The organism is Methylobacterium aerolatum (genome assembly GCF_022179085.1).
GTDB lineage: Bacteria > Pseudomonadota > Alphaproteobacteria > Rhizobiales > Beijerinckiaceae > Methylobacterium > Methylobacterium aerolatum.
Window position 1 is genome coordinate 1 of record NZ_BPQE01000005.1, and the last position, 24,721, is coordinate 24,721.

Annotated in this window: 29 protein-coding genes and 1 pseudogene; 19 read left to right on the forward strand and 11 right to left on the reverse strand. The window is 69.4% G+C overall.

All coding sequences use genetic code 11. The features are described 5' to 3' along the window. Window positions 1-224 precede the first annotated feature (224 nt). Together MFF06_RS03930 and MFF06_RS03935 are read right to left on the reverse strand one after the other, a co-directional pair. A complete protein-coding gene (locus MFF06_RS03930) occupies window positions 225-1,175 on the reverse strand; it encodes a HEPN domain-containing protein (RefSeq protein ID WP_238201713.1) in 951 nt (316 codons plus the stop codon). A gap of 72 nt (window positions 1,176-1,247) precedes the next feature. After that, a complete protein-coding gene (locus MFF06_RS03935; RefSeq protein WP_238201714.1) occupies window positions 1,248-1,463 on the reverse strand; it encodes a hypothetical protein in 216 nt (71 codons plus the stop codon). A gap of 245 nt (window positions 1,464-1,708) precedes the next feature. Between MFF06_RS03935 and MFF06_RS22640 the strand changes: the two genes are divergently transcribed. Then, window positions 1,709-1,843, forward strand: coding sequence for a hypothetical protein (locus MFF06_RS22640; protein ID WP_283207244.1), 135 nt, complete (start codon window positions 1,709-1,711; stop codon window positions 1,841-1,843). Between the two features lie 18 nt (window positions 1,844-1,861). On the opposite strand, the gene MFF06_RS03940 is transcribed toward MFF06_RS22640, so the two are convergent. Beyond that, complete coding sequence (locus tag MFF06_RS03940; protein WP_238201715.1) at window positions 1,862-2,353, reverse strand: hypothetical protein; 492 nt, start codon at window positions 2,351-2,353, stop codon at window positions 1,862-1,864. Between the two features lie 156 nt (window positions 2,354-2,509). Next, window positions 2,510-3,760 (reverse strand): phosphoglycerate dehydrogenase, encoded by a 1,251-nt coding sequence (gene serA / locus MFF06_RS03945; RefSeq protein ID WP_238201716.1) that lies wholly within the window; start codon window positions 3,758-3,760, stop codon window positions 2,510-2,512. Window positions 3,761-4,076: 316 nt separating this feature from the next. Between serA and MFF06_RS03950 the strand changes: the two genes are divergently transcribed. The 10 genes and pseudogenes from MFF06_RS03950 (at window position 4,077) to trpB (ending at window position 12,060) form a co-directional block, all read left to right on the forward strand. Next, window positions 4,077-4,925: a transglutaminase-like domain-containing protein gene (locus MFF06_RS03950; protein ID WP_238201835.1), complete on the forward strand. Its 849-nt coding sequence runs from the start codon at window positions 4,077-4,079 to the stop codon at window positions 4,923-4,925. Window positions 4,926-5,307: 382 nt separating this feature from the next. Further along, window positions 5,308-7,020, forward strand: a complete 1,713-nt coding sequence (gene rpsA / locus MFF06_RS03955) for a 30S ribosomal protein S1 (RefSeq protein ID WP_238201717.1) — start codon at window positions 5,308-5,310, stop codon at window positions 7,018-7,020. Between the two features lie 157 nt (window positions 7,021-7,177). Next, window positions 7,178-7,429: pseudogene (locus tag MFF06_RS03960) on the forward strand (type II toxin-antitoxin system RelE/ParE family toxin); the annotation flags it as partial. Between the two features lie 26 nt (window positions 7,430-7,455). Then, window positions 7,456-7,614 carry a helix-turn-helix transcriptional regulator gene (locus MFF06_RS22740; RefSeq protein WP_306421650.1) on the forward strand — a complete coding sequence of 53 codons (159 nt, stop codon included), beginning with the start codon at window positions 7,456-7,458 and terminating at the stop codon, window positions 7,612-7,614. A 3-nt stretch (window positions 7,615-7,617) separates the two neighbouring features. Beyond that, entirely contained in the window at window positions 7,618-7,785 is a 168-nt protein-coding gene (locus tag MFF06_RS22745; RefSeq protein WP_306421646.1) for a helix-turn-helix transcriptional regulator, read from the forward strand. A 243-nt stretch (window positions 7,786-8,028) separates the two neighbouring features. Next, window positions 8,029-8,997: a signal peptide peptidase SppA gene (gene sppA, locus MFF06_RS03970; protein WP_238201718.1), complete on the forward strand. Its 969-nt coding sequence runs from the start codon at window positions 8,029-8,031 to the stop codon at window positions 8,995-8,997. A 55-nt stretch (window positions 8,998-9,052) separates the two neighbouring features. Beyond that, complete coding sequence (locus MFF06_RS03975) at window positions 9,053-9,361, forward strand: integration host factor subunit beta (RefSeq protein ID WP_238201719.1); 309 nt, start codon at window positions 9,053-9,055, stop codon at window positions 9,359-9,361. Between the two features lie 14 nt (window positions 9,362-9,375). After that, a complete protein-coding gene (locus MFF06_RS03980) occupies window positions 9,376-9,744 on the forward strand; it encodes a LapA family protein (protein WP_238201720.1) in 369 nt (122 codons plus the stop codon). 35 nt (window positions 9,745-9,779) lie between these two features. Further along, a complete protein-coding gene (locus tag MFF06_RS03985; protein WP_238201836.1) occupies window positions 9,780-10,427 on the forward strand; it encodes a phosphoribosylanthranilate isomerase in 648 nt (215 codons plus the stop codon). A 391-nt stretch (window positions 10,428-10,818) separates the two neighbouring features. Continuing rightward, window positions 10,819-12,060 (forward strand): tryptophan synthase subunit beta, encoded by a 1,242-nt coding sequence (gene trpB / locus MFF06_RS03990; RefSeq protein WP_238201837.1) that lies wholly within the window; start codon window positions 10,819-10,821, stop codon window positions 12,058-12,060. Between the two features lie 69 nt (window positions 12,061-12,129). Here trpB and MFF06_RS03995 read toward each other — a convergent pair whose 3' ends face one another. The 4 genes from MFF06_RS03995 to MFF06_RS04010 all read right to left on the reverse strand — a co-directional run bounded on the left by MFF06_RS03995 (window position 12,130) and on the right by MFF06_RS04010 (window position 15,744). Beyond that, complete coding sequence (locus MFF06_RS03995; protein ID WP_306421648.1) at window positions 12,130-12,720, reverse strand: ComEA family DNA-binding protein; 591 nt, start codon at window positions 12,718-12,720, stop codon at window positions 12,130-12,132. A gap of 544 nt (window positions 12,721-13,264) precedes the next feature. Then, window positions 13,265-13,981, reverse strand: a complete 717-nt coding sequence (locus MFF06_RS04000) for an RlmE family RNA methyltransferase (protein WP_238201722.1) — start codon at window positions 13,979-13,981, stop codon at window positions 13,265-13,267. Between the two features lie 34 nt (window positions 13,982-14,015). Further along, window positions 14,016-15,095 carry a Ppx/GppA phosphatase family protein gene (locus MFF06_RS04005; protein WP_238201723.1) on the reverse strand — a complete coding sequence of 360 codons (1,080 nt, stop codon included), beginning with the start codon at window positions 15,093-15,095 and terminating at the stop codon, window positions 14,016-14,018. 178 nt (window positions 15,096-15,273) lie between these two features. Next, on the reverse strand, window positions 15,274-15,744 hold the full coding sequence (locus tag MFF06_RS04010; protein WP_238201724.1) for a response regulator: 471 nt from the start codon (window positions 15,742-15,744) through the stop codon (window positions 15,274-15,276). A gap of 273 nt (window positions 15,745-16,017) precedes the next feature. Here MFF06_RS04010 and MFF06_RS22645 point away from each other — a divergent pair, with 273 nt between their 5' ends. The 8 genes from MFF06_RS22645 to MFF06_RS04055 all read left to right on the forward strand — a co-directional run bounded on the left by MFF06_RS22645 (window position 16,018) and on the right by MFF06_RS04055 (window position 22,226). Next, on the forward strand, window positions 16,018-16,791 hold the full coding sequence (locus MFF06_RS22645) for a cold-shock protein (RefSeq protein WP_283207245.1): 774 nt from the start codon (window positions 16,018-16,020) through the stop codon (window positions 16,789-16,791). Between the two features lie 100 nt (window positions 16,792-16,891). Beyond that, on the forward strand, window positions 16,892-17,170 hold the full coding sequence (locus MFF06_RS04025) for a hypothetical protein (protein ID WP_238201725.1): 279 nt from the start codon (window positions 16,892-16,894) through the stop codon (window positions 17,168-17,170). Between the two features lie 118 nt (window positions 17,171-17,288). After that, a complete protein-coding gene (locus MFF06_RS04030) occupies window positions 17,289-17,642 on the forward strand; it encodes an iron transporter (RefSeq protein WP_238201726.1) in 354 nt (117 codons plus the stop codon). Then, window positions 17,639-19,153 (forward strand): PepSY-associated TM helix domain-containing protein, encoded by a 1,515-nt coding sequence (locus MFF06_RS04035; protein WP_238201727.1) that lies wholly within the window; start codon window positions 17,639-17,641, stop codon window positions 19,151-19,153. The genes MFF06_RS04030 and MFF06_RS04035 overlap by 4 nt, the downstream gene beginning before the upstream one ends. Then, window positions 19,150-19,500 (forward strand): DUF3325 domain-containing protein, encoded by a 351-nt coding sequence (locus MFF06_RS04040; protein ID WP_238201728.1) that lies wholly within the window; start codon window positions 19,150-19,152, stop codon window positions 19,498-19,500. The genes MFF06_RS04035 and MFF06_RS04040 overlap by 4 nt, the downstream gene beginning before the upstream one ends. A 162-nt stretch (window positions 19,501-19,662) precedes the next feature. Continuing rightward, window positions 19,663-21,186, forward strand: coding sequence for an aldehyde dehydrogenase (adh, locus tag MFF06_RS04045; RefSeq protein WP_238201729.1), 1,524 nt, complete (start codon window positions 19,663-19,665; stop codon window positions 21,184-21,186). Between the two features lie 134 nt (window positions 21,187-21,320). Then, window positions 21,321-21,746: a DUF779 domain-containing protein gene (locus tag MFF06_RS04050; protein ID WP_238201730.1), complete on the forward strand. Its 426-nt coding sequence runs from the start codon at window positions 21,321-21,323 to the stop codon at window positions 21,744-21,746. A 57-nt stretch (window positions 21,747-21,803) separates the two neighbouring features. Further along, window positions 21,804-22,226: a cupin domain-containing protein gene (locus tag MFF06_RS04055; protein ID WP_238201731.1), complete on the forward strand. Its 423-nt coding sequence runs from the start codon at window positions 21,804-21,806 to the stop codon at window positions 22,224-22,226. A gap of 109 nt (window positions 22,227-22,335) precedes the next feature. Here MFF06_RS04055 and MFF06_RS04060 read toward each other — a convergent pair whose 3' ends face one another. The 3 genes from MFF06_RS04060 to MFF06_RS04070 form a co-directional block, all read right to left on the reverse strand. Next, complete coding sequence (locus MFF06_RS04060) at window positions 22,336-23,064, reverse strand: amino acid ABC transporter ATP-binding protein (protein WP_238201839.1); 729 nt, start codon at window positions 23,062-23,064, stop codon at window positions 22,336-22,338. A 147-nt stretch (window positions 23,065-23,211) separates the two neighbouring features. Further along, window positions 23,212-23,904 carry an amino acid ABC transporter permease gene (locus tag MFF06_RS04065; protein WP_238201732.1) on the reverse strand — a complete coding sequence of 231 codons (693 nt, stop codon included), beginning with the start codon at window positions 23,902-23,904 and terminating at the stop codon, window positions 23,212-23,214. A gap of 64 nt (window positions 23,905-23,968) precedes the next feature. Next, complete coding sequence (locus tag MFF06_RS04070) at window positions 23,969-24,691, reverse strand: amino acid ABC transporter permease (protein WP_238201733.1); 723 nt, start codon at window positions 24,689-24,691, stop codon at window positions 23,969-23,971. Window positions 24,692-24,721 lie beyond the last annotated feature (30 nt).

Below are 24,721 nucleotides of genomic sequence, written 5' to 3' on the forward strand. Positions count from 1 at the left end.
AGCAATCCAGGGCGGCGGGACATCCCAGGACATGGCACGTCCCTGGAGCGGTTTGGGCTTGGCTCGGATCACAGGGGTTCGAGGGAAGGCGCGGGCGTCCTCCCCCTTGCGGGGAGGAGAGCGCGTCGCGCACAGCCAACCCGGGTTAGACCGAAACGGCTTTGGATTGCTCCGCCAGCAAAAGCGGGTGTCTGCCGAAGAGCCTCGGAGGCCACCGCCTCACGTCAGTTCGTGTGGCCGTCCTCCGCGTCGGGAGGCGGCAGCGCGGTGGGGTCGATGCCCATTGCGGTGAGGTGTCGCTCGCAGACCATTCGCACCGTGGCCAGAAGCACCTCCAGCCGGGCGAGGCTGTAGGCCAACTCCTCGTCGGTAATCCTGTAGTGCTTCGAGTAGCGCGCCTTGATGTAGGCTTGGTAGAGCAACTCAAAGCAGCGGCGGGTGAGGCCGTGGTTCGGCGGCCAGACGGCCCGTAGTTCCGGTGCCAGCCCCTCCGCCTTGTTGCGCAGGTTTCGAATGTTGTGCGAGGCCGGGGAATACAGCGTCAGTGTCAACAGCACGCAGGTATAGGCGCGCTCCGCCACCTGATGCGCCATGAAGGCCGCGTCCCGCCAGTTGCCGAACGTCAAGGCCATCTTGGCCAAGTTCAACCCGCCTTCGGCATAAGGAAGCCACTCCTGGAAATTGCCGATGGTCTCCTCGCGGATCAGATCCGGCGGCATCTCGCCCGGCGCAGCGAGGGGAAAACCCTTGGCCTCGTACAGCGCGATTCCCTCACGCACGATGTTGAGGAAGAACGGACGCCCCCGGGCGATCTGGTCGTTCACATCGGCGTAGGTGTGGAGGATGAAGCCGACCTCGGGAAAGAGAATGTCCGTCAACCGCCGCCGGGAAAACCGGTCGTCGGCCTCCTCCCAATACTCGGCCTTGTCGGTCAATTGCGGGTGGTTGACCACGACGAGGATGTCGAAATCCGACAGGTAGTTGGTCTGTGGCGAGTCCACCCAGTCGCCCCGGGCGAAAGACCCGAACAGGACGATCTTGAGGACGCGCCCGCCGCGCGTCCAGACCTGCGTGCCCCGCTCGGTCCTCTTCTCGAACTCCTCCAGCAGCACGCGCACGACGTAGTCGAGTTGCCGCTGCCGCAGGCGAGGGAGGTGATCGAGGCTCGTCTTCATCACGCGGGCTGCCGGAGCCCTCAAGGGCCACGGTCCGTGGCTATCAGCGTTCCGCCGCCCTGACGAGCGCCCTTACTGCTTCGCCCGGTTGATGATCTCCCACAGGGCGCGGGCGACGGGCTCGGTGACCGTGCGGCGGTACTTCCGGTGGATCAACTGGCCGTTGTGGTAGACGTCCTGCTCGACATAGAGCCGCTCGCCGTCCCAGCGGACGATGTTGTCGGACTCGACCGTCTCTTCGACCCCGAGATCGCCCCGCAGGATCGTGCTGCCGGTGTGGGTGAGCATACGCGCGTCCTCGTTGCACGCCGGGCCTGCCGCGGCCCCGCTTCGGCAGCCTCACCATAAGAGGGAGCATCGGCCCGCGAAAGGGTGCGAGCGGGGCGGAGACGCCTCCGCCCTGTCAGGTCGGCCCGGTTGACAGGGGGGTGCCGCCGCATGTGCGCTCCGGCACAGCTTCCGCCTCGCCCGGCTGTCACGGTGAAGACGGCGGCGGGGTTCGTTCCGACCCTCCGGCCGCACCGGAGGCGTCCATGCGCAAGCGCCCGTCCCAGACCCTCGCCGGCCTCCTGGCCACGGCCTTCGGAAGGCTCGTCGCCTTCGCCGCCCCGATCAAACCGGCCGAGCAGCCCGTCGGCGGGCCGGTGGTGTTCCGCCACTACCTGTAGGGCGGCACCGGCTCCGGCTCAGTAGCCCCGGCTCAGCACCGGCGGCACGGGGCAGGCATCCGTCGCGAAGGGGCCGAGCACCACGTCGCCCTGGCGCGGGTTGTTCAGGGTGAAGGGCGCCGTGCCCTGCGTGCCGAAGAAGCCGCGTCCGAGCTGCGGGAGAAACACCTGGCTGCCGAAGCGGACGAAGCAGCGGTCGATCACCGCCTCGTAGGCGAAGCTCGCCGACGTGATCGGCCGGAGCGACCCGTCCGGCCCCGGCATGCCGCAATAGGCGGCGAAATCGAGCTGGCCGGGATGCGACAGGCGGACTTCCACGGCCTGCCCCGGCGGGATCGTCACCGCCGGGCCGCCGTCGCGGCGGGCCGTCAGCACGTAGGCCGAGCGGTTGATGATCTGCCGGACGCACCCCGCGGAGGCGGTCGAGACGCTGAACCCCGTTCCGAGCAGGGTCAGGGCGACGGCGAGAGCCCCGCGCGACTGCCTCGTCGTCCAACCACGCTTCGCCACTGCCGACTCCCATGCACCTTCGAGTGGTGACTTGAACCGCGCCCACGCTTCACTTGCAAGTGTTTATGATGACGGGTGTCCGGAGGGCGAGCCCTCTGGCGGGGGCAGGGCGGCGCCCTGCCGTTCCACGGACTCGTCCTGGGGGATCCTCGGCAGTCAGCGCCGCTCGTAGAGAAGCCGGGCGCGGATCGTGCCGGGGATGGCGCGGATCTCGGTGAGCAGGGTCTCGGCGTCGGCGTCGCTCGCATCCGTTTCGAGGACCACGTACCCGACCTCGCCGTCCGTCTGGTAGAACTGGGCGGCGATGTTGACGTGGCTGCGGGCGAAGACCTCGTTGAGGCGCCCCAGCATGCCGGGCAGGTTGCGCTGGACGTGGATGAAACGGGTGCCGGTCGCCCGCGCGGGCAACTGGACCTGCGGGAAGTTCACCGCGCCGACCGTGGAACCGATATCGGAGTAGTCCACCAGCTTGCGGGCGACCTCGGCGCCGATGCGCTCCTGCGCCTCCTCGGTGGAGCCGCCGACATGCGGCGTGAGGATCACGTTGTCGAAGCCCTGCAGCGGGCTCTGGAACGCCTCGGAATTGGAGCCGGGCTCCTTCGGGAAGACGTCCACCGCCGCGCCGGCGATGTGGCCGTCGCGCAGGGCCGCGGCGAGGGCGTCGAGGTCCACCACCGTGCCGCGGGCGTTGTTGATGAGGAAGCTGCCGGGCTTCATGGTCCGGATCTCCGCCTCGCCGATCATGTTGGCCGTCGAGTCCGTCTCGGGGACGTGGAGGGAGACCACGTCGCACTGGCCCAGAAGGTCGGCCAGCGTCTCGGTCGGCTCGGTGTTGCCGTGGCGCAGCTTGTCGGTGTGATCGTAGAACAGCACCCGCATGCCCATCGCCTCGGCGAGCGTCGAGAGCTGCGTGCCGATGTTGCCGTAGCCGACGATGCCGAGCGTCTTGCCCCGGACCTCGCGGGAGCCGACCGCCGACTTGTCCCACTGGCCGGCATGGGCGCCGACGGAGCGCGGGACGATCCGGCGCAGGAGCATGACGATCTCGCCGATCGTCAGCTCGGCCACCGAGCGGGTGTTGGAGAAGGGCGCGTTGAAGACCGGGATGCCCCGGTGGCGGGCGGCCTCCAGATCGACCTGGTTGGTGCCCACCGAGAAGCAGCCCACGGCCAGCAGCCGGTCGGCCGCCTCGAAGGCCGCCGCATCCATCTGCGTGCGCGAGCGGATGCCGACCATGTGCACGCCCTGGAGCGCCTCGTGCAGCGCCTCCCGGTCGAGGGCCTTCGGCAACCGGACGAGGTTGGTGTAGCCCGCCGCCTGCATCAGGGCGACGGCGCTGTCGTTGATCCCCTCCAGCAGGAGCACGCGGATCTTGTCCTTGGGGAGCGAGAGCTTGTCGGGGATCATCGGCTGGGTTCAGGGGACGGACAATCGAAGGGCGCAGCGATAGCACCCGCCCTTCGCGACGCAACATCAACCGTGACAGGACAGCCCTGCATGTCCGTGCCGGCCGGGCTCGCCGCCGTCGCCGCGCCGGCCCGCCGGATTCCGCGGCCGGGTGGACCCGCCGCCTGTCTTGCCACCTATTTGTGCAGTCGTCTGCGCGTCTTCGCCGCATCGAAGCGGAACCGGGCGGCGGTCGTGAGGTTGAGCAGCCGTTCATCCCTATGTTCGCCCGGCCGGATGGTGCCGGGCGACGCCTTCTGTGTTCAGTGGCCTCGACATGCAGATCCGCACCGGCTTCACGATCACCTTCGATACTGTCGGCCCGACGCCGATGAACCTGCTGCTCAACGTCCGCCCGGAGCGCCGGGCGGATCTGGTGACCCCGGAGGTCATCACCTTCGATCCGCCGGTCGCGGCGCGCCAGCATGTCGACGGCTTCGGGAACGTGTGCACGCGCATCGTGGCGCCGGGCGGCCGGATCACCCTGTCGGCGGACTTCACCATCGCCGATTCCGGCTTGCCCGACGACGTGGCGCCGGAGGCACGGGAGATCCCGGTCCAGGACCTGCCCGACGACGTGCTCGTCTACCTCCTCGGCTCCCGCTACTGCGACACGGACAAGCTCTCGGCCACGGCGTGGAACCTGTTCGGCGGCGTGGCGCCGGGCTGGAACCGCGTCCAGGCGATCGTGGACTACGCCCACCGGCGGCTGCGCTTCGACTACCAGCAGGCCGACGCCACCCGCAGCGCCCATGACGGCCACGGCCAGCAGGTCGGCGTGTGCCGCGACTTCGCGCACCTCGCCATCACCCTCTGCCGCTGCATGAACATCCCGGCGCGCTACGCCACCGGCTACCTCGGGGACATCGGCGTGCCGAAGGACCCGGCGCCGATGGATTTCTCGGCGTGGTTCGAGGTCTTCCTCGAAGGGCCGGAGGGCCCGCGCTGGTACACGTTCGACGCCCGGCACAACCAGCCCCGCATCGGCCGAATCGTCATGGCCCGCGGCCGGGACGCCACCGATTGCGCGCTGACCACGAGCTTCGGCACGGCGATCCTCGTGCAGTTCGACGTCCACACCGACGAGGTGACGCAGGAGGCGGGGAGCTTCGCGCAGGCGGCGTAGGCCGCCTCTGCGCCGTCTTTGCGAGCGCAGCGAAGCAATCCAGGGCAGCGGGATCGTTCCTGATGCGGCGCATTCCTGGGTCGCCTCCCTGTCGCTTGAGACGACGTCGATCGCCGCTCGCGCCGGGCCTCTGTTGAACAGCCATCCCTGATAGAGTATGTGACACGCGCCTCGTCGTCCGCCGTGATGCCTGCCTGTGCGGCAGCGTCCCAAAGCGAGTCGGCCGGGCCGCCCTCGTCATCCGTATCGACGCGTCGGCAAACCGGTCTCCGTGCGGGGACGGTCGCCTCCCGGCAGGGAGGCTGCGGCGGCAGGGGGCGTTCGCAACGCGAGCCGCCGACGCACCCGGTCTGCCCCGAGGGCGGGACCGTCAGGAGAGAGAATGACCGCAGGGACAGCCGTGGCGCGGGATCAGTACCGCGATGATTTCGCCGCGCTTCTGGAGGAGAGCTTCCTCCAACACGAGATCACCGAAGGCTCCGTCGTCAAGGGTCGCGTCGTCGCGATCGAGAAGGACGTGGCCGTCATCGACATCGGCGCCAAGACCGAAGGCCGTGTCGCGCTCAAGGAATTCACCGGCCCCGGCCGCGAAGGCGAGCTGAACGTCGGCGACGAGGTCGAGGTCTACGTCGACCGGATCGAGAACGCGCTGGGCGAGGCCGTCATCTCGCGCGAGAAGGCTCGCCGCGAGGAGAGCTGGGTCAAGCTCGAGAAGGCCTTCGAGGCCAACGAGCGCGTCACCGGCACGATCTTCAACCAGGTCAAGGGCGGCTACACCGTCGACCTCGACGGCGCCGTGGCGTTCCTGCCGCGCTCGCAGGTGGACATTCGCCCGGTGCGCGACGTCTCCCCGCTGCTCGGCACGCCGCAGCCCTTCCAGATCCTCAAGATGGATCGCCGCCGCGGCAACATCGTCGTCTCGCGCCGGACCGTGCTCGAAGAGAGCCGCGCCGAGCAGCGCAGCGAGCTGGTGGCCAACCTTGAGGAAGGTCAGGTCATCGACGGCGTGGTCAAGAACATCACCGAATACGGTGCGTTCGTGGACCTCGGCGGCATCGACGGCCTGCTGCACGTCACCGACATGGCGTGGCGCCGCGTGAACCACCCGTCCGAGGTCGTCACCATCGGCCAGACGGTCAAGGTCAAGATCATCAAGATCAACCACGAGACGCACCGCATCTCGCTCGGCATCAAGCAGCTGCTGGCCGATCCGTGGGAGGGCATCGCCGCCCGATACCCCGAGGGCGCCAAGCTCAAGGGCCGCGTGACCAACATCACCGATTACGGCGCCTTCGTGGAGCTGGAGCCGGGGATCGAGGGTCTGATCCACGTCTCCGAGATGAGCTGGACCAAGAAGAACGTCCATCCGGGCAAGATCGTCTCCACCTCCCAGGAGGTCGAGGTGCAGATCCTGGAAGTCGATCAGGTCAAGCGCCGCATCTCGCTCGGCCTCAAGCAGACCCTGCAGAACCCGTGGGAGGGCTTCGCCGAGAAGCATCCGGTGGGCTCCGAGGTCGAGGGCGAGGTCAAGAACAAGACCGAGTTCGGCCTGTTCATCGGCCTCGAGGGCGATGTCGACGGCATGGTCCACCTGTCGGATCTCGACTGGAACCGTCCCGGCGAGCAGGTCATCGACGAGTTCAAGAAGGGCGACATGGTCCGCGCCCAGGTTCTCGACGTGGACGTCGAGAAGGAGCGGATCTCGCTCGGCATCAAGCAGCTCGCGGGTGATCCCTTCGCCGAGGCCGGCGAAGTCAAGAAGGGTCAGATCGTGACCTGCGAGATCCTCGAGGTGAAGGATTCCGGCCTGGAGGTGCGGCTCGCCGACACCGACATGCAGACCTTCATCCGCCGGGCCGAACTCGCCCGCGACCGTGCCGACCAGCGCCCCGAGCGCTTCGCCGCCGGCGAGAAGGTCGATGCCCGCGTGGTGCAGTTCGACCGCAAGGCCCGCCGCGTCCAGGTCTCGATCAAGGCCCTGGAAGTGGCCGAGGAGAAGGAGGCCATGGCCCAGTTCGGCTCCGCCGATTCGGGTGCCTCCCTCGGCGACATCCTCGGCGCCGCCTTCAAGAAGGCGAAGCCCGAGGACGAGTGATCCTCGATTGAGCACCGCCCGGTCCGCCGGGCGGTGACCGTGAGACTGAGAAGGCCGTTCGGGAGCGATCCCGGGCGGCCTTTTCCTTTTGCCATCAACGGGATATGACTGTAAGGCGTCGATTGACACATGGTGGGGCGGGGATCATGTCCGGTGCATGATCCGCGTGGTCCGCGGCAGGCCGCTCCGTGAGTTCGCGACCATGGGCGACAGCCGCAAACTCAGCGTCCCCAATCCCGGGCATCTTCGCCGCGTGCTTGCGCAGCTTGAGGCCGCGCGCGAGCCGCAGGATCTCAATCTTCCCGGATACAGGTTCCATGAGTTGAAGGGCGAACGGCGTGGAACTTTCGCGGTGAATGCGAGTGGCAACTCTCGTGTCACGTTCGGCTGGGACGGGAACGACGCGATCGACGTCGATCCGGAGGATCACCACCGATGGCAACCAATCCCCTCCTTCTCGGCCTCGCGCCGACCCATCCCGGAGAGATCCTTCGCGAGGATCTGCTCCCCGCCACCGGCCTCACCAAGACCGAGATCGCCCAGAAGCTCGGCGTCTCGCGCCAGACGCTCCATGACCTCATCGCCGAGCGCTAGCCGGTGACGGTGGCGATGGCGCTGCGGCTCGGCAAGCTGTTCGGCAACGCCGCGGAGTTCTGGCTGAACCTCCAGCGCGCCCACGACCTGCGCAGGATGGAGCAGGCCATGGCCGAGGAGCTGGCTGCGATACCGACCCTCTCACCCGGTCCGGCGCACGACGCGGCCTGATCGCGGGCGAGGGCGGCGGACGACGCCCGCGTGAAATTTGTCGCCGCGCCCCGTATCCACGCCGCCGAAAAATGCACTAGAACACGGCCTCCCGCGGGCGCGTCCCGCCGGGATACAAAGGGACGCCAAGGACTTGCGCGATGCGGCAGCGCCCCGTTCAGGGGAGGGGATGCCGTCGGGGCGCCGGCCTGGCAGGAGGGCCGGGCGCGCCGCGCGGCCGGGGATGCAAGGGAAGACGGTGCCATGGCCGCCGACGCCGAACTGCTGATCGACCGGCGCCGCCTGCGCCGCCGCTTGAGCCTGTGGCGCATTTTGGGCATCGCCGGGCTCATCGTCGCCGTGGCGGCCATCGGGTACCGCGTGCGCGCCGGGGCAACGGGCGGCGGCTTCGCCGTGCGGCCGCAGATTGCGCGCATCTCCGTCTCGGGCTTCATCGCGGGCAGCGAAGCCACCGCCAAGCTGATGAAGCGGGTGGGTGAATCCGACGCCGTGAAGGGCGTCGTGGTCTCGATCAACTCCCCCGGCGGCACCACCACCGGCTCGGAGGAGATCTTCCGTAACCTGCGGGCGCTGGCCGAGAAGAAGCCCCTCGTCGCCTTCGTGGACGGGACCGCGGCCTCGGGCGCTTACATCACGGCCATCGCCGCCGACCATATCGTCGCCCGCGAAACCAGCCTCGTCGGCTCGATCGGCGTGCTGTTCCAGTATCCCGACGTGTCGGGTCTCCTCGACAAGGTCGGGGTGAAGGTCGAATCGGTGAAGTCGTCGCCGCTGAAGGCGGAGCCCTCGGGCTTCACGCCGACGTCGCCCGAGGCGCGGGCGGCGCTCGCCGCCGTGGTCGGCGACACCTACGCGTGGTTCAAGGGCTTGGTCGCGGAGCGCCGCGGCATGGACCCGCAGCAGCTCGCCACCGTCTCGGACGGGCGTGTGTTCAGCGGCCGCCAGAGCATCCCCCTCAAGCTGGTGGACGAGCTCGGCGGCGAGCGGCAGGCCGTGGCGTGGCTGGAGACGGCCAAGGGCGTGCCGAAGGACCTGCCCGTCACCGACTGGAAGCCGCGCTCGGAGAGCGACTTCTCCCTCTGGTCGGCGGCCGGAACCGGGGCGGATCTGCTCGGCCTGGAGGGATTCGCGAGGCACCTGAGGGCCCTGGGCCAGGAAGCCCAGGCCGGTGCGCAGGGCGGTCTCCTCGTCCTGTGGCGGCCGGAGCCCTGAGCGCCGCCGCCCCGCCGCCCACCCATTCGCCGAATCACCGGGAAGACGACACGCCATGATCAAGTCGGAGCTCGTTCTCAAGATCGCCGAGCAGAACCCGCATCTCTACCAGCGGGATGTGGAGATCCTGGTCAACGCGATCCTCGACACGATCGCGGACGCGCTCGCCCGGGGCGACCGGGTCGAGCTGCGCGGCTTCGGCGCCTTCTCGGTGAAGCGCAGGGAAGCGCGGAAGGGACGCAACCCCCGGACGGGCGCGGCCGTTGCCGTCTCCGAAAAGGCCATCCCCGTGTTCAAGACGGGCAAGGAGATGCGGCTGCGTCTCAACGATGCCAAGATCGGCGAAGGCGTCGCGGCGCAATAGGCGGAGGTGCGAGAATGATCCGGTTCCTGAAGAGCCTTATCCTGCTGCCGGTGGCGGCGGTGGTGATCCTGTTGGCCGTCGCGAACCGCAACCTCGTGACGCTGTCCTTCGATCCGTTCAACGTCGAGGCCCCCGTCTTCAGCGTGAACCTGCCGCTCTACGCGATCCTGTTCGGGGCCGTGGCGCTGGGCATCGTGGTCGGCGGCGTCTTCACGTGGCTCGGCCAGGGGCGCACCCGGGCGAGCGCCCGCCATCACCGCCGGGAGGCGTCCCGCTACGAGCGCGAGCTCGACCGGTTGCGTCCCTACTCGCCCGACGCGCCGGGCCAGACCTATCCCGGCACCTCGATCCCCGTCCGCACGGCGCTGCCCGCACCGCGCTGAACCATGAGCGGCGCGGACAACCGCGCCCTGTGCCGATGCCCGAGATCAAGATCTGCGGCCTGACCACGCCCGGCACCCTGGACGCCGCCCTCGCGGCGGGGGCGGACTGGGTGGGCTTCGTCCGCTTCGCCCGCAGCCCCCGCCACGTCGCGCTGGAGGAGGCCCGCCGCCTGTCCGCGCAGGCGAAGGGCCGGGCCGGGCGTGTGGTGCTGCTGGTCGATGCCGACGACGAGGCCGTCGCCGCCGCCGTCGAGGCCATCGGGCCGGACCTGATCCAGCTGCACGGGCGCGAGACGCCCGGGCGGGTCGCGGCGATCCGCGCGGCCACGGGACGGCCGGTGATGAAGGCACTGGGCATCGCCGGGCGGGACGACCTCGCAGCGATCGCGGCCTATGCCGGCCATGCCGACCGCCTGCTCCTCGACGCGAAGGCGCCCCCCGGCGCAGTCCTGCCGGGCGGCAACGGGGTGAGCTTCGAGTGGGACATCCTGGCGGGAGCGGCGCTGCCCGCTGACACCATGCTCTCGGGTGGCCTCGCGCCGGGCAACGTCGCCGAGGCCATCGCCCGCACCGGGCTTACGGCGGTGGACGTCTCCTCGGGCGTCGAGAGCGCGCCGGGCGTGAAGGATCCGGACCGGATCGCCGCCTTCGTCGCGGCGGCGCGGGGCACGACACCGAGATAGTGCTGTTTCCCTCCTCCCGTAGGTGGAGATCTCTGCACCATTCGTCCAATCCTCGACCTCATCCTGAGGTGCCCGCCTCGGCGGGCCTCGAAGGAGGGTTCCAGCGGGCTCCGCGATCTCTGGAACCCTCCTTCGAGGCTGCTCCGCAGCACCTCAGGATGTGGTCGAGGGTGGGATTGGAAGCAATGACCGCGTCTTATCCCGATCCTCAGACCGAGTGAGGGAATACTCCTTCACGAACAGGACAAGTCTCACCTCACGGCCTTCGGCGTTGGCAACATGCCGCGAAGGGACCCGGCCGTCCCGGCATTGCGGTCCCGCGCGCATGGGTCTAGGCAACCCAAATCCCGAGACAACCGGCAAGATCGACAGCACCGCGAAGGACAAGCCCGTGACCATCGCCCCCGTCCCGAATTCCTTCCGCACCGGGCCCGACGAGCGCGGGCGCTTCGGCATCTTCGGTGGCCGCTTCGTGGCCGAGACGCTGATGCCCCTGATTCTCGACCTGGAGACGGCCTACGAGGCGGCCAAGAAGGATCCGGTCTTCAAGGCCGAGATGGAGAGCTATGGCACCCACTACATCGGCCGCCCGAGCCCCCTCTACTTCGCCGAGCGGCTCACCGAGCATCTGCGGGCGAAGGCCCCGGCCGGCCGGGGGGCGAAGGTCTATTTCAAGCGCGACGAGCTGAACCACACCGGCTCGCACAAGGTGAACAACGTGCTCGGCCAGATCCTGCTCGCCCGCCGCATGGGCAAGCCGCGGATCATCGCCGAGACCGGTGCCGGCCAGCACGGCGTCGCCACGGCGACCCTCTGCGCCCGCTTCGGCCTGAAATGCGTGGTCTACATGGGCGCCGTCGACGTCGCCCGGCAGGCGCCGAACGTCTTCCGCATGAAGATGCTCGGCGCCGAGGTCGTGCCGGTCGAGTCCGGCACCAAGACCCTCAAGGACGCGATGAACGAGGCCCTGCGCGACTGGGTCACCAACGTCGCGGACACGTTCTACTGCATCGGTACGGTCGCCGGTCCGCACCCGTATCCGGCCATGGTCCGCGACTTCCAGTCTGTGATCGGCAAGGAAACTCGCGAGCAGATGATCGCGCAGGAGGGTCGCCTGCCGGACTCGCTCATCGCCTGCATCGGCGGTGGCTCGAACGCGATGGGCCTGTTCCACCCGTTCCTCGACGACCGCGAGGTCGAGATCTTCGGCGTCGAAGCGGCGGGCCACGGCGTCCAGAGCGGCCTGCATGCGGCCTCGCTGACCGGCGGCAAGCCGGGCGTGCTTCACGGCAACCGCACCTATCTCCTCATGGACGGCGACGGGCAGATCGCCGACGCCCACTCGATCTCGGCAGGCCTCGACTATCCCGGCATCGGCCCTGAGCATGCGTGGCTGCACGAGATGGGGCGGGTCACCTATCTGTCGGCCACGGATCAGGAAGCCCTCGGTGCGTTCAAGCTCTGCTCGACGCTTGAGGGGATCATCCCGGCCCTGGAGCCGGCCCATGCGCTTTCGAAGGTGCTGGAGCTCGCGCCGCAGCGCCCCGCCGAGCATCTGATGGTTCTCAATCTTTGTGGCCGCGGCGACAAGGACATCCCGCAGGTCGCAGAGATCTTCGGCACGACGATCTAAGTCGAGAGGGTCCAGAGGGCGAGCCCTCTGGACCCCGCCAAAGGACAAGTCCTTTGGGATCCCCGATCCTCAGTGCACCGTGACCTGCTCGCGGATGCGCTCGAAGACCGAGCGGCTCAGCACGCGCTTGGTCAGCAGGTCGCTCACCGCCGCGTAGGGCCGCTTGGCCACGATGGCCCGGCCGATATTGCCGCCGCCGCGCAGGCGGTTGAGGTCGGCCACCGAGGCGGTGTTGAGGTCGATCAGCGCGATGGCGGCCGGCCCTTCCGTGGCGCGGGCCTCCGCCACCTCGGCGTCGGCCTGGGGCACCGGAGCGGGCGTCGCGGCTGTGGCATCGGAGGGTAGCCGCAGGGGCGGCGCATCGGCCGGCGGGCTCGCGGTCCTCGGCGAGGCCGCTACAGCGCCCGGCCGCAGGGCGGGAGGGGTCGCCTGGGCCGCAGGCGGCACCGCAGGCTGCGCCGTGGCCGGGACCCCGGGAGGGGGCGCCTCCGGTGGCGGCGCCGGACGCGCCGTCTCGGGCATGGGCAGGATCTGGCGCACGGGGGGTGCGCCCGGCTCGACCGCCGCCGCACCGGATCCGCCGGTCGGCGGCACGGCGGGGGTGGAGGGCAGCCAGTACTGCACCAGGGCGGCGAGAGCACCGGCGATGAGCAGCAACACCGATGCGCGAAGAATGGCAGGTCCGCTGAGCACGCGCCGACCGATATAGACAGTTGCTAGGGCATTTCCCGCCTAGAGGAAGCCTGTTCGGCGCGGGGACATGCGGTTTGATCAATGAAAACGATCACCCTGCGATCACGAGATCAAAGGGCGGCTTAAGCTTAACGCATTTTCTTTCACGGGCAAACAGGCGCGGCCGCCCCGCCCGATCCTATCCCCCATCAACCCGGCATGTCGCATGCGCGGCCGATGGGCTCGCCTGCCGGGCATCTCGCGCCCGGCGCGAGCCACGATCCTTCGCCATGGCGGCGTCGTTCCGCCCGCACGGATGCCGAGGCGGGGTGGGCGAGGGCGGACAGGAACCGGCCTAGAGCCGTCGTCGATCGGGGTGAGCCGCGCCCGTCGATGGATCCCTGGTCGTCCTCACAGGCGGAGCATCGCAATCCGGCGAGGCACACCGTTCGGAGACGTCCCGCTACCCTGGATGGCTTCGCTGTCGCTCGCAAAGGCGGAGATGCGTGAGCCGACTTGGTCTGCTCCGGCTTTAGGGTTCCACCCCCCGGCCGGGCGCGCCGCGATAGCCGGTGGCCAGCACGTAGAGTTCGCTGGAATCGGCCCGGCTCGCGGAGGGCTTCACATGCCGGACCACCGCGAAGTCGCGCTTCAGGTTGGCGAGCAGCTCGCCCTCGGTGCCGCCCTGGAGCACCTTGGCGAGGTAGGCCCCGCCCGGCGCCAGCACCTCGCGGGCGAACTCGGCGGCGGTCTCCGCGAGGCCGATGATCCGCAGGTGATCGGTCTTCTTATGGCCGGTGGTATTGGCGGCCATGTCGGACATCACGAAGTCGGCCGGGCCGCCGAGGAGGTCGGTGAGTTGCCGGGGCGCATCGTCGTCCAGGAAGTCGAGGGTGATGAACTCGACCCCGGCCATCGGCTCGATGGGCAGGAGATCGATGCCGACCACCTTGCCCGTCGGCCCGACGACCTTCGCCGCCACCTGCGACCAGCCGCCCGGTGCCGCGCCGAGATCCACGATCCGCTGGCCAGGCTTCAGGAGCTTGAACCGCTCGTCGATCTCGATGAGCTTGAAGGCCGCGCGGGAGCGGTAGCCCTCCCGTTTGGCCCGCGCCACGTAGGGGTCGTTGAGTTGCCGTTCGAGCCAGCGGGTCTGCGAGACGGTGCGCTTGCGCGCGGTCTTCACCCGCTGCTTGAGATCGCCGCGCACGCCCCCGGTGGAGCCCAAACCTCCGCGCCTGTCAGTCATGAACCCCTTCGTCGGCTCCGTGGCGGGCGCGCGCTCAGCGCACCGGCTTGCGCGACCATACCTCATCCTCGCGCATCATGTTGACGAGAAGCCCCTCGCGCAGGCCCCGGTCGGCGATCCGCAGGCGCTCGGCCGGAAAGGCCCGGCGGATCGCCTCCAGGATGGCGCAGCCAGCGAGCACGAGGTCGGCCCTGTCCCGGCCGATGCACGGGTTCTCCGCCCGCTGTTCCAGCCGCGTGTCGAGCAGGTCGTCGATGGCGGTGGCGACCTCCGCATCGCTCATCCAGAGCCCGTCCACCCGGCGCCGCTCGTAGCGGGCGAGGCGCAGGTGCATGGCCGCGATGGTGGTGACGGTGCCCGAGGTGCCGAGGAGGTGGAAATGCTGGGCCGTCGAAGCCGCCGCCGCCCGCAGGGCGAAGCCCGCGAGCTTCTCCGCCACCTCCTCGACCATCCCCTCGAACATCCGCCGCGTGACCTCGGCCCCGCCATGGCGCTCGGCGAGGGTGACGACGCCCACGGGCAGGGAATCCCAGGCGCGGATCCGCAGGGTCGGGTCGGTGGAGGGGTTGGTGGCCGCGCCGTCGAGCCACGCGATCTCGGTCGATCCTCCGCCGATGTCGAAGATCACGACCGATTCGGCCCGCGGGTCGGCGAGGGCGGCGCAGCCGGTGACGGCGAGGTAGGCCTCCGTCTGGCGGTCCACGATCTCGAGGTCGAGGCCGACCGTCTGGCGGACGCGCTCGACGAAATCCGCCCCGTTCACCGCCAGCCGGCAGGCCTCGGTGGCGATTACCTTGGCCCGGCGGACCCGGCGGGCCTGCATCTTGGCCCGGCAGATTCGCAGGGCCTCGACGGTGCGCTCGATGGCGGCCTCGCTCAGGCGATCCGAGGTGCCCAGGCCCTCCCCGAGGCGCACGATGCGCGAGAACGCATCGATCACCCGGAAGCCGCCATAGGTCGGCTCCGCGATCAGCAGGCGGCAGTTGTTGGTGCCGAGGTCGAGGGCCGCATAGCTCTGCCGGCGCTCGCGCCCCGCGTAGAGGGTCGGCGTATGGAGCGGCCCCAGGCCGTTCACGGAACGGGCCGGCGCGGCCGCGGCGGTCTCGTCCCTCATCGGCCCGGCCGTCGATCCCTCATCGGCCGGGCGACCCGGCCTCACTTGCCCTGAAGCCTACAGGGTCGGGCAGGAGTTGCAACGGCTGATCCGCCCCGGGACGGCCGATCGCCCCCATCTCCCGGCGCGGCCCGCGCTTTTCTCCTCGCGGGAGGGCGATCCGCGCCTCGGGGGCGCCTCACGCGAAGGCCTTCAGCCCGGCGGCGCGGGGGATCGGCCGCAGCAGGCTCTTCACTTGGGAATAGGGGCGGGGCCGGTTGATGATCTCGTCCAGGCGCGACCACAGGGTCTTGGGCGAGAAGGGCTTGGCGATGATCTCGTTGACGCCGAGCCCGACGGCGCGATCGACCACGTTCCGGCGCGGCTGGGCCAGCATCAGGATGATCGGCAGGGTGGGGCAGGGAGAGGTGGACGGCGTGCGGGCGAGGCGGATGAACTCCTCGCCGGAGAGAATCGACAGATCCCAGTCGATGATCGCGATGTCCGGCTTCGATTCGGCCAGGACGCCGAGGGCCTCCGCCCCGTCCGGCGCCTCCAGGACGCGCTTGATGCCCACGCGCATCAGCATGTCCCGCACGATCCGGCGGATGTAGAGGCTCTCGTCGACGACGAGGGCGGAGAGGTCGGGGAAGGTGGGTGTCGCGATCATCGGGTGCGTCGTCCAGTCGCGACGTTACCCGACCCCACTTTGCATTTTGCTAACGCCACTCACGCGCCGCGCGATGACGCACTGCGGAAAGTGACGAAACCGCGCCGTTTGGGCCTAAAAGGACCTTGCGGTCAAGGCCCGATTGCGTCAGGACTGAGGCGTTATTCTTGGTTACCGCGACCACGGGTAATGCACGGTGCGGAACGTCGCTCCTCCGGGATGATCGACGTTGTATTGAAAATACAGGCGGCGGACGGTTTTTGCGAGCTTCTAATGGGACGTGGTCGTGATTTCAGAGGGCCGCAGAAGCGCGGCTTCGATGAGGGTGGACCGAGCTGGCCTGATCAGGCTCCCTCGGGTGGATACGGCGGCGGCGGCTACGGCGGCGGCGGCGGTGGTGGATACGGTGGTGGTGGTGGCGGCTACGGCGGCGGCGGTGGTGGCGGCTTCGACCGCGGCCCGGCGCGCGGCGCGGCTCCGGCCCCCTCCGGTCCTGAGCGTGATGCCACGGTAAAGTGGTTCAACAAGGAGAAGGGCTTCGGCTTCGTCGAACTCGGTGACGGCGGCGGCGATGCCTTCCTCCACATCCGCGCGGTCGAGGCGGCAGGTCACGACGACCTGATGCCCGGCACCAAGCTGACGGTCACGACCGCCCAGGGCCAGAAGGGCCCGCAGGTCACGAGCGTGACGAGCGTCGACACCTCGACGGCCGAGGCTCCGGCCCCGCGTCGCGAGTTCCGTCCGCGCACCGGCGGCTTCGGTGGCGGGGATCGCTTCGGCGGCGGCGACCGCTTCGGCGGCGGCGGCGGCGGCGGGCGTCCCCCGGCCGGCCCGTCCACCGAGATGGTCGGCACCGTGAAGTGGTACGACCCGGCGAAGGGCTTCGGCTTCGTCTCCGTGAACGACGGCGGCAAGGACGTGTTCGTCCACCGTTCGGCGCTCGCCCGCGCTGGGCTCGACTCCCTGGCCGAGGGCCAGCAGGTCACGCTCGGCGTCGTCGAGGGTATGAAGGGCCGCGAGGCCTCGTCCATCAACGTCGACGGCTGAGCCCCCTGAATCGCGGCGCCTTCTTGCCGCCGCGATCCTCTCCGACCTTCGAACGGCGGCCCTCAGGGGCCGCCGTTTGCTTGTGTACAGCCGGGTCCCCATGGTCCGCCTCCTAACACTGCGTGTCGTGCCGCTGGTGGGCAGCCTCCTGCTCCCCCCGGTCACCGCCCAGGCCGAGACCTTCACCGGCTTCTATGCCGGCGTGAATGCCGGCTACGGCTGGGGACACGAGGAGTCGAAGGGCATGGCGAAGGCCCCCGCATCGGCGGCGCTCCCCCTCGCCGCCGACACCTCCGGCGACGGCCTGCCGCCGAGCGCCTCCGCGGCGGCCTCAGCCCTGCGCCGGTCAGGAACCGGGCGAGCCGCGCCCGGCCGGTGAGCGCCGCCACCCACCGCCGCGTGACCTTCCCGACATCCGCCAAGTGCTTGGCGGTGAGTTGGAATCGTTCCGAAAGATAGCGATTGCGGGGGGCGGCCGCCCGCTGCTACCCGACGCCATGGCCAGCGACACGCGCTCCACCGGCGTCCCGCCCGAACCCTCCTCCCGCGGGGGCGCCACGCGTTGGCGCGACGGGTTGGCCATCGCCGGGCGGGTCCTGCTGGCGGCCCTCGGGGGCTACGCCGTGGCCGGCCTCGCCACGGCCCTCGCCGCCCTGGTCCTTCCGCTGCCGCGGGCCGAGGCGGTCTCCGCCGCGACCCTGGCGAGCTTCGCGGTGATGGCCGGCGCGGTGGTCTTCGTCTTCGCCGCAGCCTCCCTCACCCGCGCCACCGCCGGGCTCGCCGCCTGCGCGGTCCTGCTCGCGGCCGGCCTCTGGCTGGCGGGCGGCTTCTCCCCGGGGAATCCCACATGAGCGAGCCCAAGCGCTTCCGCCCCGCCATGGCGTGGCTGCACACCTGGGCGGGCCTCGTCGTCGGCTGGGTGCTATTCGCAGTCTTCATCACGGGCACCGCGAGCTACTACAAGGACGACATCTCCCGCTGGATGCGCCCCGAGCTGGCCGAGACGCCCATCGACGCGGCGCAGGCGGCCACGGTGGCGGGCACCTTCCTCGCCCGGCAAATGGACCAGCCGGGGGGATGGATGGTCACGCTGCCCAAGGCGGAGACGCCGCTGACCGAGGTCTACTGGTGGAAGACCTTCGACGGGCCGTTCCACCACGCGCTCCTCGATCCGGTGACGGGTGAGCCGACCAAGGCGCGCGGCACGATGGGCGGCGACTTCCTCTACCGCTTCCACTTCGAGCTCGGCCTGCCCTCCCTCTGGGGCCGCTGGATCGTGGGCGCCTGCGCCATGGTGCTGCTGATCGCGCTGATCTCAGGCATCGTCACCCATCGGCGGATCTTCGCGGACTTCTTCACCTTCCGCCCGGACAGGTCGCGGCAGCGGGCATGGCTCGACGGGCACAACCTCGTCGGCGTGCTCGCCCTGCCGTTCCACCTGATGATCACCTATACGGGCCTCGTCACCCTCGGCACGATGCTGATGCCCTGGGGCGTCGAGACAGCCTACCACGGCAACCTCCCCCTCTACTCGGAGGAGGCGGGCATGATGACGAAATACAGGCCGCCCGCGGGCAAGCCCGGCGCCGGTCTGCCCCTCGGCGCGTTCGTGACCCGGGCCGAGCAGGCGGGCGGGGAGTTGCCCGAGACCCTGCTGGTCTCCGCGCCCGGCGACGCCGCCGCCACTGTCAGCGCCGTCTTCGAGGAACCCCACGGCCTCGCCCACCTGCATCCGCAGATCGCCTACGACGCCGTCACCGGGGCCGAATGGGCCCGGGTCGGGGAGGCGGGCGGGGCGACCCGCACCGCGGCGGTGATGCTCGGCCTGCACGAGGCGCATTTCGCGGCCCCCGCCTTGCGCATCCTGTTCTTTCTGTGCGGCCTGATGGGCGCGGCGACGGTCGCCTCCGGCCTCGTGCTCTGGACGGTGGCGCGGGCACCGAAGAACGCGGCCCCGGAGGGGTTGGGGCTTCGCGTGGTCCGCATCCTCAACATCGGGACCATCGCCGGCCTGCCGGCGGCCATGGCCGCCTTCTTCCTCGCGAATCGCCTGCTGCCCCTCTCCCTCGGCGGGCGGGCGAACTGGGAGGTGGGGGCCTTCTTCGGCGTCTGGGCCCTCGTCGCGCTGCTCGGCCTTCTCGCTCCCCGTAGGCAGGCGTGGCCGGCGACGCTGGGCGTCGCGGCGGCTCTCTTCCTGGCCGTGGTCCCGGCCGACCTGATCTTGGTGGGCGAGGCGCGATTCGTGCCCTTCGACGGGGCGATGCTGGCGGCCGCGGTCCTCCTGATCCTCGCCGCCCGGACGGCGAGCCGCCCCTCCGCCCGCCTGTCCCGGCGGGAGTCGGCGCAGGCGGTGGGGGCATGAACGCCGCGGGCCTCGCCGTCTGCGTGGCGCTCGCCTTCGCGAGCCTCGCCGCCCTGGCGCTGAGCCTCGACAGGCACCACCGCACCGTTCTCCTCGGCCCGGTGCCCCGGGGCAGGGCGTTGTCCCTGCGCGTCGGCGGCTGGGCGGGCCTCGCCCTGTCGCTCTACGCCGCCATCGCCCTCGCGGGCTGGAATTTCGGTCCGGTGCAGGCGATGGGCGCCGTCACCGCCGCCGCGCTGGGCGTGGCCGCCTGCCTCACCTTCCGCCCCCACTGGCTGAGGGGCGCGGCCGTCGCCGCCCTGCCGCTCGCCGCCGCACTCCTGCCCCTTGCGCTGGCGGCGCACTGAACCTCCCCATCGCCAAGCGCGCGGGAGAGGCGTAGTCTCCGCCTCGGACGCATCGGCCAAAAGTCCATCTTGCTTCAGCAGGCCATCTGGCTTTGGCTGCGCCCGGAGCCGAGCCGAACGAGCCGCGGTCAACAAGGCCGGGCCGATCCAGGGAGAAAGCCCATGAACAAGCCCGAATTCTTCGGCGACAGCCGCACGAAGTCGCCGTTCTCGTCGCGCTACGAGAACTTCATCGGCGGTCAGTGGACGGCCCCGAATGCCGGCCGCTACTTCGAAAACACCTCGCCGATCACCGGCAAGGTGGTGTGCGAGGTTCCCCGCTCCGACGCCTCCGACGTGGAGAAGGCGCTGGACGCCGCCCACGCCGCCAAGGAGGCCTGGGGCCGTACCGCCCCGGCCGAGCGCGCCCGCATCCTGAACAAGATGGCCGACCGGATGGAGGAGAACCTCGATCTCCTCGCCCTCGCCGAGACCTGGGACAACGGTAAGCCGATCCGCGAGACGACCCACGCCGACATTCCCCTCGCCATCGACCACTTCCGCTACTTCGCCGGCTGCGTCCGGTCGCAGGAAGGCTCGATCTCCGAGATCGACCACGACACCGTCGCCTACCATTTCCACGAGCCCCTCGGCGTCGTGGGCCAGATCATCCCGTGGAACTTCCCCATCCTGATGGCGGTGTGGAAGCTCGCCCCGGCGCTCGCCGCCGGCAACTGCGTCGTGCTGAAGCCCGCCGAGCAGACCCCGGCCTCCGTGCTGGTGCTGATGGAGATCATCGGCGACCTGCTGCCGCCGGGCGTGCTCAACGTCGTGAACGGCTTCGGCCTCGAGGCCGGCAAGCCCCTCGCCTCCAGCCCGCGCATCGCCAAGATCGCCTTCACGGGTGAGACGACCACCGGCCGCCTCATCATGCAGTACGCCTCCCAGAACCTGATCCCGGTGACCCTGGAGCTGGGCGGCAAGTCGCCCAACATCTTCTTCAGCGACGTGGCGAACGAGGACGACGACTTCTTCGACAAGGCGCTGGAGGGCTTCACGATGTTCGCCCTCAACCAGGGCGAGGTCTGCACCTGCCCGAGCCGCGCCCTCGTGCACGAATCGATCTACGACCGGTTCATGGAGCGGGCGATCAAGCGCGTCGAGGCCATCGTGCAGGGCTCGCCCCTCGACCCGGCCACGATGATCGGCGCCCAGGCGTCGAGCGAGCAGCTGGAGAAGATCCTCTCCTACGTCGATATTGGCAAGCAGGAGGGCGCGGAGTGCCTCACCGGCGGTGAGCGCGCCGTGAAGGACGGCGAGTTCGCCGAAGGCTTCTACATGAAGCCGACGGTGTTCCGCGGCCACAACAAGATGCGCATCTTCCAAGAGGAGATCTTCGGCCCGGTCCTGTCGGTCACGACCTTCAAGGACGACGCCGAGGCCCTCTCCATCGCCAACGACACGCTCTACGGCCTCGGCGCCGGCGTCTGGACCCGCGACGGGACCCGCGCCTACCGCTTCGGCCGGGCGATCCAGGCCGGCCGCGTCTGGACGAACTGCTACCACGCCTACCCGGCCCACGCGGCCTTCGGCGGCTACAAGCAGTCCGGCATCGGCCGCGAGACCCACAAGATGATGCTCGACCATTACCAGCAGACCAAGAACATGCTGGTTAGCTACTCGGCCAAGAAGCTCGGGTTCTTCTGAGCCTCGCCGAGTCTCCCCGAGACCGCCTTGGGCCCCGGCCATTGCGTTGGCCGGGGCCTCTTTGATTCGCGCCGCCCCCCGTGGACTTCCGCCGGGGCGAGCGCACATACCAAGAAGATCCGCGGGAGGAGCAGATGAGCGCGACGGAGACCATCGAGGCCACCACCGCCGAGCAGACCGGCGCCGACGGAACGCCGCTGCGCGTCACCGCCACGCCCGCCGCGCTCGCGCTGATCGAGGAACTGAAGGCAGAGTATGGGCCGGTGATGTTCCACCAATCCGGCGGCTGCTGCGATGGCTCCTCGCCGATGTGCTACCCGAAGGGCGATTTCATCGTCGGCGACGGCGACGTGCATCTCGGCCAGGTCGGCGGCGCGGATTTCTACATCTCGCGCTCGCAATTCGAGGTCTGGAAGCACACCCACATCATGCTCGACGTGGTGCCCGGCCGGGGCGGCATGTTCTCCCTGGAGAACGGGCGCGAGAAGCGCTTCCACATCCGCTCGCGGCTGTTCACCCAGGCCGAGAACGATGCGCTCGGCGGTGCGTGCCAATTGTAGACTGAAGCGCCGCCGTCATTGCGAGCGGAGCGAAGCAATGACGACAAGGATGCGGAGATGACCGACAAGCCGGGTCTCATGGTGGTGCGGGAGAGCGCACCGTTCCGGGGCAAGCAGGGCCACCTCTACCGGCCGGCGATCTCGGCCGAGGCGGTGGGCTCCCAGGCGCTGCACATGCAGTTGCTGGAGATCGCCCCCGGCGAGCGGGCGCATGCCCACAAGCACGAGGCGCACGAGACGGCGATCCACGTCTTGAAGGGCGTGTCCGGCTGCTTCTGGGGCGAGCGGCTGGAGCACCACGCCATCGCCGGGGCCGGAGAGTTCGTCTACATCGCGGCGGGCGTGCCGCACCTGCCCTACAACCGGAGCGCGACGGAACCGGTGATCGCCGTCATCGCCCGCACCGACCCAAACGAGCAGGAAAGCGTCGTCCTCTTGCCGGAGCTGGAGCCGGGGGTCGACTGGTCGCAAGCCAAGTAACGGATTCCCAAGGACGGGTCCTTGAGTGGGGTCCAGGGGCAAGGCCCCTGGGTCTTCGCAGGGCGCCGCCCCGCACCCGCCAGAGGGCAAGCCCTCTGGCCGCCCCAACCTAGTGTTGCAGGATCTTCGACAGGAAGGTCTGGGCGCGCTCGGAGCGGGGGCTGCCGAAGAACTCGTCCTTCGTCGCGTCCTCGACGATCTCGCCCCGGTCCATGAAGATCACCCGGTCGGCGACCTTGCGGGCGAAGCCCATCTCGTGGGTCACGACCATCATGGTCATGCCCTCCTTGGCGAGTTCGACCATCACGTCCAGCACCTCGCCGACCATCTCGGGGTCGAGGGCGGAGGTCGGCTCGTCGAACAGCATCACCACCGGGTTCATGGCGAGCGCCCGGGCGATCGCCACGCGCTGCTGCTGGCCCCCGGAGAGCTGTCCCGGATACTTGTGCGCGTGGGCGCCGAGGCCGACACGGGCCAGCAGGTCGAGGCCGCGCTTCTTGGCGTCCTCCCCATCGCGCTTCAGCACCTTGCGCTGGGCGATGGTGAGGTTCTCGGTGATCGTCAGGTGCGGGAACAGCTCGAAGTGCTGGAACACCATGCCCACCCGCGAGCGGAGCTTCGGCAGGTTGGTGGACTTGTCGAGCACCTTGGTGCCCGCCACCGTGATCTGCCCCTTCTGGAAGGGCTCCAGGGCGTTGACGCACTTGATGAGGGTCGACTTGCCCGAGCCCGAGGGGCCGCAGACCACCACCACCTCGCCCTTGGCGACCTTGGTGGTGCAGTTCGTGAGAACCTGGAACTCGCCGTACCATTTGCTGATGGCGTCGATGGCGATCATCGTCTCGCCGGGGGCGGCCTTGGGCAGGCCGGAGACGAGGGAACCGGGCTGGAGGCCCGCATCCTTCGGAGCGTGGTCGGCATCGACGGCGGGCTGACCGGCGGTCGGGGCGGGCATCGGGGAGGAGGTCATGACGGAATCCCCTGATCAGCGGATGATGGCGACGCGGCGCTGCAGGCGGCGCACGAGGAAGGACGCGGAGAAGCAGATCGCGAAGTAGACGATCGCCGCGAAGATATACATCTCGACGAGGCGCCCGTCGCGCTGGGCGACCTTCGAGGCCGCGCCCATGAAGTCGGTGAGGGAGAGCACGTAGACAAGCGACGTGTCCTGGAAGAGCACGATGGTCTGCGTCAGCAGGAGGGGCAGCATGTTGCGGAAGGCCTGGGGCAGGACCACGTTGCTCATGGTCTGCCAGTAGTTCATGCCGAGCGCCGAAGCGGCGGCGGTCTGGCCCTTCGGGATCGACTGGATGCCCGCGCGCATGATCTCGGCGAAGTAGGCCGCCTCGAAGGCCGTGAAGGTGATGAGCGCCGAGGGGAAGGCGCCGACCTGGATCGGCGTCGACGAGCCGGTCACGTAGGCGCCGATATACGGCACCAGGAAGTAGAACCAGAAGATCACCAGCACGAGGGGCAGGGAGCGGCACAGCTCCACGTAGCCCTTGGCGAGGTGCCAGACGCCGGGAATCCCCGACAGGCGGGCCATCGCCAGCAGCGTCCCGATCACCACGCCCCCCGCCGCCGCCATGGCGGTGAGGGAGAGGGTGAAGACCATGCCCTGCCCGAATAGGTAGGGCAGGGACTTGAGGATGACGGAGAAATCGAAGTTCGAGAGCATCTCGGCCTGCGCAGTGTCGCCGCGGGGGGCGGCCGGTGGCAGCGGAATCGGGTTCTGGTCGCGCTCAGCGCTGGCCGGGGATCGCCACGGCGCGTTCGAGGAACGTCGCCGCGACGACGACCACGAGGTTGATGAGGACGTAAAGGATCGTCGCCGCCGTGAAGGCCTCGAAAACCTGGAAGGAAAATTCCTGCATCGAGCGCGCCCGGCCGGTGAGTTCCAGCAGGCCGATGGTGAGCGCCACGGACGTGTTCTTGAGGTTGTTCAGGAACTCGGAGGTCAGCGGCGGCAGGATGATGCGGTAGGCGTTCGGCAGCAGCACGTAGCGGTAGGTCTGGTAGGTGGTGAAGCCCATGGCCGTGCCCGCCATCCGCTGCCCGCGGGGGAGGGCCTGGATGCCGGCGCGGACCTGCTCGGCCACGCGGGAGGCCGTGAAGAAGCCGAGGCACACCACCGCCGTGTAGAAGGGCGCGTCCGGCATCTGCTTTACCGCGTCCCCGAGCTGACGGGGCAGCACCTCCGGCAGCACGAAGTACCAGAGGAACATCTGCACAAGCAGCGGCACGTTGCGGAAGATCTCCACATAGGTCGTGCCGATGGCGTTCGCCGTCTTGCTCGGCAGGGTCCGCAGCACGCCGACCAGCGAGCCAAGGAAGAACGCGATCACCCAGGCGCAGAGGGCGGTGACGATGGTCCATTGCAGGCCGGACAGGAGCATGTCCGCGTAGGTGCCGGTCCCCTCGGGGGACTGGTCGAAGAAGATGCTCCAGTTCCAGTTGTAGTTCATCGCCAGCCCACGCCCGCCGTCGTTTGTCGT

Excerpts from the sequence above, each read along its gene's own strand:
- MFF06_RS03930 (WP_238201713.1), bottom strand. The coding sequence starts at position 1,175 with ATGAAGACGAGCCTCGATCACCTCCCTCGCCTGCGGCAGCGGCAACTC.
- MFF06_RS03935 (WP_238201714.1), bottom strand. The coding sequence starts at position 1,463 with ATGCTCACCCACACCGGCAGCACGATCCTGCGGGGCGATCTCGGGGTC.
- MFF06_RS22640 (WP_283207244.1), top strand. The coding sequence starts at position 1,709 with ATGCGCAAGCGCCCGTCCCAGACCCTCGCCGGCCTCCTGGCCACGGCC.
- serA (WP_238201716.1), bottom strand. The coding sequence starts at position 3,760 with ATGATCCCCGACAAGCTCTCGCTCCCCAAGGACAAGATCCGCGTGCTC.
- MFF06_RS03950 (WP_238201835.1), top strand. The coding sequence starts at position 4,077 with ATGCAGATCCGCACCGGCTTCACGATCACCTTCGATACTGTCGGCCCG.
- rpsA (WP_238201717.1), top strand. The coding sequence starts at position 5,308 with ATGACCGCAGGGACAGCCGTGGCGCGGGATCAGTACCGCGATGATTTC.
- MFF06_RS22740 (WP_306421650.1), top strand. The coding sequence starts at position 7,456 with ATGGCAACCAATCCCCTCCTTCTCGGCCTCGCGCCGACCCATCCCGGA.
- sppA (WP_238201718.1), top strand. The coding sequence starts at position 8,029 with ATGGCCGCCGACGCCGAACTGCTGATCGACCGGCGCCGCCTGCGCCGC.
- MFF06_RS03975 (WP_238201719.1), top strand. The coding sequence starts at position 9,053 with ATGATCAAGTCGGAGCTCGTTCTCAAGATCGCCGAGCAGAACCCGCAT.
- MFF06_RS03980 (WP_238201720.1), top strand. The coding sequence starts at position 9,376 with ATGATCCGGTTCCTGAAGAGCCTTATCCTGCTGCCGGTGGCGGCGGTG.
- MFF06_RS03985 (WP_238201836.1), top strand. The coding sequence starts at position 9,780 with ATGCCCGAGATCAAGATCTGCGGCCTGACCACGCCCGGCACCCTGGAC.
- MFF06_RS04000 (WP_238201722.1), bottom strand. The coding sequence starts at position 13,981 with ATGACTGACAGGCGCGGAGGTTTGGGCTCCACCGGGGGCGTGCGCGGC.
- MFF06_RS04005 (WP_238201723.1), bottom strand. The coding sequence starts at position 15,095 with ATGAGGGACGAGACCGCCGCGGCCGCGCCGGCCCGTTCCGTGAACGGC.
- MFF06_RS04010 (WP_238201724.1), bottom strand. The coding sequence starts at position 15,744 with ATGATCGCGACACCCACCTTCCCCGACCTCTCCGCCCTCGTCGTCGAC.
- MFF06_RS22645 (WP_283207245.1), top strand. The coding sequence starts at position 16,018 with ATGGGACGTGGTCGTGATTTCAGAGGGCCGCAGAAGCGCGGCTTCGAT.
- MFF06_RS04025 (WP_238201725.1), top strand. The coding sequence starts at position 16,892 with ATGGTCCGCCTCCTAACACTGCGTGTCGTGCCGCTGGTGGGCAGCCTC.
- MFF06_RS04030 (WP_238201726.1), top strand. The coding sequence starts at position 17,289 with ATGGCCAGCGACACGCGCTCCACCGGCGTCCCGCCCGAACCCTCCTCC.
- MFF06_RS04035 (WP_238201727.1), top strand. The coding sequence starts at position 17,639 with ATGAGCGAGCCCAAGCGCTTCCGCCCCGCCATGGCGTGGCTGCACACC.
- MFF06_RS04040 (WP_238201728.1), top strand. The coding sequence starts at position 19,150 with ATGAACGCCGCGGGCCTCGCCGTCTGCGTGGCGCTCGCCTTCGCGAGC.
- adh (WP_238201729.1), top strand. The coding sequence starts at position 19,663 with ATGAACAAGCCCGAATTCTTCGGCGACAGCCGCACGAAGTCGCCGTTC.
- MFF06_RS04050 (WP_238201730.1), top strand. The coding sequence starts at position 21,321 with ATGAGCGCGACGGAGACCATCGAGGCCACCACCGCCGAGCAGACCGGC.
- MFF06_RS04055 (WP_238201731.1), top strand. The coding sequence starts at position 21,804 with ATGACCGACAAGCCGGGTCTCATGGTGGTGCGGGAGAGCGCACCGTTC.
- MFF06_RS04060 (WP_238201839.1), bottom strand. The coding sequence starts at position 23,064 with ATGATCGCCATCGACGCCATCAGCAAATGGTACGGCGAGTTCCAGGTT.
- MFF06_RS04065 (WP_238201732.1), bottom strand. The coding sequence starts at position 23,904 with ATGCTCTCGAACTTCGATTTCTCCGTCATCCTCAAGTCCCTGCCCTAC.
- MFF06_RS04070 (WP_238201733.1), bottom strand. The coding sequence starts at position 24,691 with ATGAACTACAACTGGAACTGGAGCATCTTCTTCGACCAGTCCCCCGAG.